Origin of the sequence: Vibrio sp. V42_P2S4T144 (assembly GCF_009904715.1) — a bacterium.
Classification (GTDB): domain Bacteria; phylum Pseudomonadota; class Gammaproteobacteria; order Enterobacterales; family Vibrionaceae; genus Vibrio; species Vibrio alginolyticus.
Genome location: NZ_WXWS01000591.1, coordinates 1 through 5,575 on the forward strand (window position 1 = coordinate 1; position 5,575 = coordinate 5,575).

The 5,575-nt window shown below is 46.8% G+C and carries 5 protein-coding genes; 1 reads left to right on the forward strand and 4 read right to left on the reverse strand.

The window, feature by feature from the left end; translation table 11 throughout:
- Positions 1-62: 62 nt before the first annotated feature.
- The 4 genes from ubiB to rmuC all read right to left on the reverse strand — a co-directional run bounded on the left by ubiB (position 63) and on the right by rmuC (position 4,730).
- Positions 63-1,697 carry a ubiquinone biosynthesis regulatory protein kinase UbiB gene (ubiB, locus tag CAG68_RS19470; RefSeq protein ID WP_005379226.1) on the reverse strand — a complete coding sequence of 545 codons (1,635 nt, stop codon included), beginning with the start codon at positions 1,695-1,697 and terminating at the stop codon, positions 63-65.
- Positions 1,694-2,329, reverse strand: coding sequence for a ubiquinone biosynthesis accessory factor UbiJ (locus tag CAG68_RS19475; RefSeq protein WP_086046428.1), 636 nt, complete (start codon positions 2,327-2,329; stop codon positions 1,694-1,696). The genes ubiB and CAG68_RS19475 overlap by 4 nt, the downstream gene beginning before the upstream one ends.
- Positions 2,330-2,340: 11 nt before the next feature.
- Positions 2,341-3,120 (reverse strand): bifunctional demethylmenaquinone methyltransferase/2-methoxy-6-polyprenyl-1,4-benzoquinol methylase UbiE, encoded by a 780-nt coding sequence (gene ubiE / locus CAG68_RS19480; protein WP_005379210.1) that lies wholly within the window; start codon positions 3,118-3,120, stop codon positions 2,341-2,343.
- A 77-nt stretch (positions 3,121-3,197) separates the two neighbouring features.
- Positions 3,198-4,730, reverse strand: a complete 1,533-nt coding sequence (gene rmuC, locus CAG68_RS19485; protein ID WP_005379209.1) for a DNA recombination protein RmuC — start codon at positions 4,728-4,730, stop codon at positions 3,198-3,200.
- A gap of 168 nt (positions 4,731-4,898) precedes the next feature.
- Between rmuC and CAG68_RS19490 the strand changes: the two genes are divergently transcribed.
- Positions 4,899-5,575: EamA family transporter (locus tag CAG68_RS19490; RefSeq protein ID WP_161441541.1), on the forward strand; the 677-nt coding region annotated here is incomplete at its 3' end.

A 5,575-nucleotide genomic window follows, 5' to 3' on the forward strand; every position in this document is an offset into this window, starting at 1 on the left:
TACCACCCATTCTCTTTACCTCGGGTCTTTAAACAAACAAAAATATTTCAAGAGTTTAACGTCTATTGACGATAAGCTCGCCAACTAAGCAGCCAAAATGTGACACCTGCGATACCGCAGGCCAACGAAAGCTGCTCAAAAGCATCGTTCACCAATATTGCCGAGCATACGACTAAAGTCGCGCCAACGCCAAACAAAAACTTTCCTGTCGCCTGCTGGCGCTTGCTCTGGCGATACCCTTGATAAAGCTGATCCATACGTTGATTCATCGCTTTACCTTGTTTCAGGCTATCGTAAAGTAGCTCTGGCAGTTCAGGTAATTTCTCTGCCCAAAATGGTGCGCGGTCTTTAATCGCATTCACTAGAGCTTGCGGCCCAACTTGATTCATCATCCATTCCTCCAGGAATGGTTTTGCGGTCTCCCACAAATCGAGTTGAGGATATAGCTGCCTACCAAGCCCTTCCACGTACAATAGCGTTTTTTGCAACAGTACAAGCTGTGGCTGAACCTCCATATTGAATCGACGTGCCGTGTTGAACAAATTCAACAACACATGACCAAAGGAGATTTCGCACAATGGCTTAGCAAAAATAGGCTCACACACAATGCGAATCGCGAACTCAAACTCATCGACATTGGTATCCGCAGGCACCCATCCTGAATCCACATGTAACTCAGCCACTCGGCGGTAGTCACGATTGAAAAACGCCAGGAAGTTTTCCGCCAGATAACGCTTGTCTTCGCTATTAAGTGTACCAACGATTCCGCAATCTAGCCCAATCCACATTGGGTTCTCTGGATGTTCGGGTTTGACGAACACATTACCCGGATGCATATCGGCATGGAAAAAGCTGTCTCGGAACACCTGAGTGAAGAACACACTCACACCGCGTTCCGCGAGCAATTTCATATTGGTGCCATTTGCTTTCAAGCCTTCAATATCAGAGACTTGAATGCCATATATTCGCTCAGAAACCATGACAGTTTCATTACTGAAGTCGGGAAAAACTTCAGGAACATACAATTCTTCGCTGCCCTCAAAGTTGCGGCGCAACTGAATGGCATTCGCCGCCTCACGTCGCAAGTCGAGTTCATCAAGCAGGGTTTTCTCGTACTCACGCACGACTTCAACTGGTTTTAAACGACGTGCTTCAGGCATCGCTCCGGCGACTATACGCGCCATTCGGTGCATCAGTTTTAGATCTGAATCAATGACTGGGCGAATATCTGGGCGGATAACCTTTAATACCACTTCTTGGTTAGTGTCTTTTATGCGCGCAGTATGTACCTGAGCAATCGACGCAGACGCCAGTGGTTTGATATCAAACTCGGTAAACCATTTTTCTAACGGACCACCTAATGCTTGCTCCATCTGCTTTTTTGCCAACTCGCCATCAAAAGGAGCGACTTGGTCTTGAAGTAAAGCTAGGGGATCAGCGATATGCGGAGGAAATAAGTCACGGCGCGTCGACATCATCTGACCGAACTTAATCCAAACCGGCCCCAGCTCTTGCAGTGCTAAACGCAGACGTTCACCGAGTGGTTTTTCTGGGTGCTTGTTCTTAATCCAAAACAAGCTTTTGCGCAGTAAAAGCGGAGCTTTGGTCAGTTGGTGATCGGGAAGCAGCTCATCTAAGCCGTATTCCAGTTGTACTTTGGCGATGTGGTATAAGCGCTTTAGTTCTGCTGGCGTCATGGTTTCTCCAATGCAGGCTTATCTGCATCCAGCTTATTCAGCAAAGCCGTTAAACGAGCTTCAATGCGAGAAGCCTTGCTGCGAACCTCATCAACTTGGTCGCAGAAATAGGCCACTTCTAACGGAGCGGGAGCCAGTTTCCATTCTTCAGTCACTACTTGCGCAAGATGACGCTGGTGTTTTTCTGCTTGAGACGCAAGAAAGTTGCCGATGTTTTTTGAACCTTGCACAAAGGTATGTGCGGCGACATCGCCAGTCACGCGAGACAACCACTCTTCAACATCTGGTTTGCAATCCACCATCAACTGAGAGAATTTCTGCGCCAATTGAATATCGCCTTCGAGTTCAAGTTTATCTTGTTTAATAAGACGAGTGATGTTGGCCTGATCGCGCAGCTCTGGTAACACACTCAAGTTGAGCGATAGATAGCAGTTAGGCTGCCCTTCGTAATGACCAAGCACATCAATTTGCTGACTAAAAACGAATGTCAGTGTTTTATTGATCTCTTTCAGGTGAACTTGAATAACTTGACCTTTTAGACGCGCTAAACGACGGCCCAATGCTGGGTCGTCTTTGATCAGTGTATTCAGTGACGTTTCAATCACAGCGGTGATAAGTGGTTCAAATGGCATGCCGTTAACCCTTAGAATTTATAACCGCGATGCAAAGCCACAATACCACCAGTTAAGTTGTAGTATTTGGTGTTTTCAAAACCTGCGTCTTGCATCATGCCTTCCAGCGTTTCTTGGTCTGGATGCATACGGATTGACTCCGCTAGGTAGCGGTAACTCTCTGAGTCATTCGCAACTAGCTCACCGATTCTCGGCAACAAGTGGAATGAATATGCGTCGTATACTTTCGATAACGGCTCTAGCACTGGTTTTGAAAATTCCAACACCAATAGACGGCCGCCTGGCTTCAGTACGCGGAACATTGAACGAAGCGCTTTGTCTTTGTCAGTCACATTACGCAAACAAAAACTGATGGTGATGACATCAAAATAATCATCTGGGAACGGCAGTTCTTCTGCGTTGGCTTGAACGTAGTGCACGTTACCCACAATACCGTTATCACGCAGTTTATCGCGACCAACGTTAAGCATTGAGTTATTGATATCGGCAAGGATGACATGGCCTTCATCGCCAACAATGCGCGAGAATTTCGCCGTCAAATCACCCGTACCACCACCTAGGTCAAGAATACGTTGGCCAGGGCGAGCACCACTACAATCGATAGTGAAGCGCTTCCAAAGGCGGTGAATACCACCAGACATCAGGTCATTCATGATGTCGTATTTTGTTGCCACGGAGTGGAATACTTCGGCAACCTTAGTCACTTTTTCGTCTTTTGCCACTGTAGAGAAACCAAAGTGAGTGGTTTCATTCTCTAACGCTGTATTGGATTGCAAACTTGTGTCCGTCATTCTAATTCCTCTTAGGCAGCGCTTTCCTCTACGGGGCGTTTGTTGACAAATAAAATCGCCCACTGCACTGCGGGCGATTAGTTTACTTTATCCTCAGCCGGATGTCTTTCTACTAACGGGTCATTTTCTGAAAATGCATCACTCTGCGCTAACTGCGCGAGGTCGGAAGAAATCGGTCGTTTAATTTCAACTCCCAAGTGTTTAAAGCTTTCGGCTTGGCGAATCACATTTCCGCGCCCTGTGGCAAGCTTGTTCATCGCACCTTGATAGCTTTGATTCGCCTTATCCAGCGCACCGCCGAGCCCCTCCATGTCGTCTACAAACAATCGTAATTTGTCGTAGAGTTTTGTCGCACGCTGCGCAATCATTTTGGCGTTTTCATTTTGGCGTTCATTGCGCCATAGATTATCAATGGTGCGCAATGCCACCAGCAACGTTGTTGGGCTCACCAAAATGATGTTTTGCTCCATCGCGTCTTTAATCAAGCTCGGATCGGCTTGAATCGCGACTTGGAACGCCGGCTCAACCGGGATAAACATCAGAACATAGTCCAAACTCTGAATACCTTTGAGTTTGTGGTAGTCCTTCATGCTTAACCCTTTGATATGTGCACGTAGAGCAGCTAAGTGCGCATTCAAAGCCTGATCGCGCTCAGCATCAGTTTCGGCGTTGAAGTAGCGCTCATAGGCAACCAGCGCCATTTTAGAATCCACAACCACTTGTTTGTTTTGTGGGAGATGCACAATGACATCAGGTTGGTAACGCTTGCCTGCTTCATTTTGTAAGTTCACCTGAGTCTGATATTCGTGCCCTTCACGCAAGCCAGATTCGGCAAGTACCCTAGCGAGCACCACTTCGCCCCAGTTACCTTGCTGTTTGTTGTCCCCTTTCAACGCTTGGGTCAAATTAACCGCTTCGCGCGTCATTTGCTCGTTCAAACGTTGTAGGTTTTTCAGCTCATGCACTAAGGTATGGCGCTCTTTAGCTTCTTGGCTAAAGCTGTCATTAACGTGCTTTTTGAACCCTTCTAACTGTTCTCTAAGCGGTGACAACAAGCCTTCTAAACTCTGACGGTTTTGCAAATCGACCTTCGCGGTTTTTTCTTCAAACAATTGGTTGGCCAAGTGCTCAAATTGTTGTTTCAAGCGTGCTTCCGCTTGTTCTAAAATTTGCAGTTTTTCGGCATTAGCTTGGTTAATTTGCTCATGGCGAGCTTGCTGTTCACGCAGCTGCGTTTCTAGACGTGATTTGTGTTCACGCATTTGACCAAGCTCATCAAAGTATTGCTGGCGCTCTTGCTTTACAGCCTCGAAGTAACGCAGTTTTTCCATAGCTGCCATCAGCTTTCCGTGCGTTTGACGCACTTCAAACGCGGCTTTATCGCGCTCATCATCTAACTCATCCAACTCTTGCTGAGCATCGGCAAGGCTTTGCTTGACCTGTTCAAGTTGCTGTTGATGAAGCTGTTTTTCTGAAACAAGTTGTTGCTCGAGAAGCTGAGTTTGGGTGATAAAACGCTGTTTCACCCACCAACCGGCAGCGACACCACTAAGCGTGGCAGCACAAAGAGAAGAGAGAATGAGAGATTGGTACTCAAGAATCCATTGCATAATAGCGAGTTAGCCTGTGTTTTGTATCTATAACAATGGTATTTAGACACTGGATAAATGTCCAGTTTGTTGGATGAAAAATCCTCGCATACACTAGGCCTTCCTATAATATTCTTTCTTCCGCTCAAATTATCCAAACCGAGCGGCACATCATCACGCAGAGGCATCATGAACGAGCGTCGCGCCCTAGGATTTGGGCTCTCAGCAGTATTACTTTGGTCTACCGTTGCAACCGCATTTAAACTCACGCTGGCAGAATTTACGCCGATTCAAATGCTATGCATTGCCAGCATCGTCTCTGCGATTGCGCTAACAGTAATCTGTGGTGTGCAAGGTAAATTGGGCCAGTTAAGCGCTACATTTTTCTCAAACCCTTGGTATTACCTACTGCTTGGGTTGATTAACCCTTTGGCGTATTACGTTATTCTGTTCAAAGCATATGACTTGCTGCCCGCATCTCAGGCTCAAGCGATCAACTACAGCTGGGCCATCACCTTAACGTTAATGGCCGCTGTTTTCTTAGGACAAAAGATCCGTGGTAAGGACTGGCTGGCTTGCGGTTTTAGTTATGTCGGCGTGATAGTAATTGCCACACAAGGCAATCTTTTAGGCATGGAATTTGAAAGCCCGTTGGGTGTTGGTCTTGCTCTGCTATCAACGCTGCTGTGGGCCGGTTACTGGATTTTAAATACCAAAAATAAGGCCGACCCTGTGGTTGGCGTTCTGCTCGGCTTTTTGGTCGCTATTCCATTCGCCATTGGTTTAAGTCTTTATGAAGGTGCGAGCTGGCAGGCAATCTCAATTAAAGGCTGGGCAGCGGTGACGTATGTCGGACTGTTTGAAAT

Coding starts and splice junctions, on each gene's coding strand:
- rmuC (WP_005379209.1), bottom strand. CDS start 4,730: ATGCAATGGATTCTTGAGTACCAATCTCTCATTCTCTCTTCTCTTTGT.
- ubiE (WP_005379210.1), bottom strand. CDS start 3,120: ATGACGGACACAAGTTTGCAATCCAATACAGCGTTAGAGAATGAAACC.
- ubiB (WP_005379226.1), bottom strand. CDS start 1,697: ATGACGCCAGCAGAACTAAAGCGCTTATACCACATCGCCAAAGTACAA.
- CAG68_RS19475 (WP_086046428.1), bottom strand. CDS start 2,329: ATGCCATTTGAACCACTTATCACCGCTGTGATTGAAACGTCACTGAAT.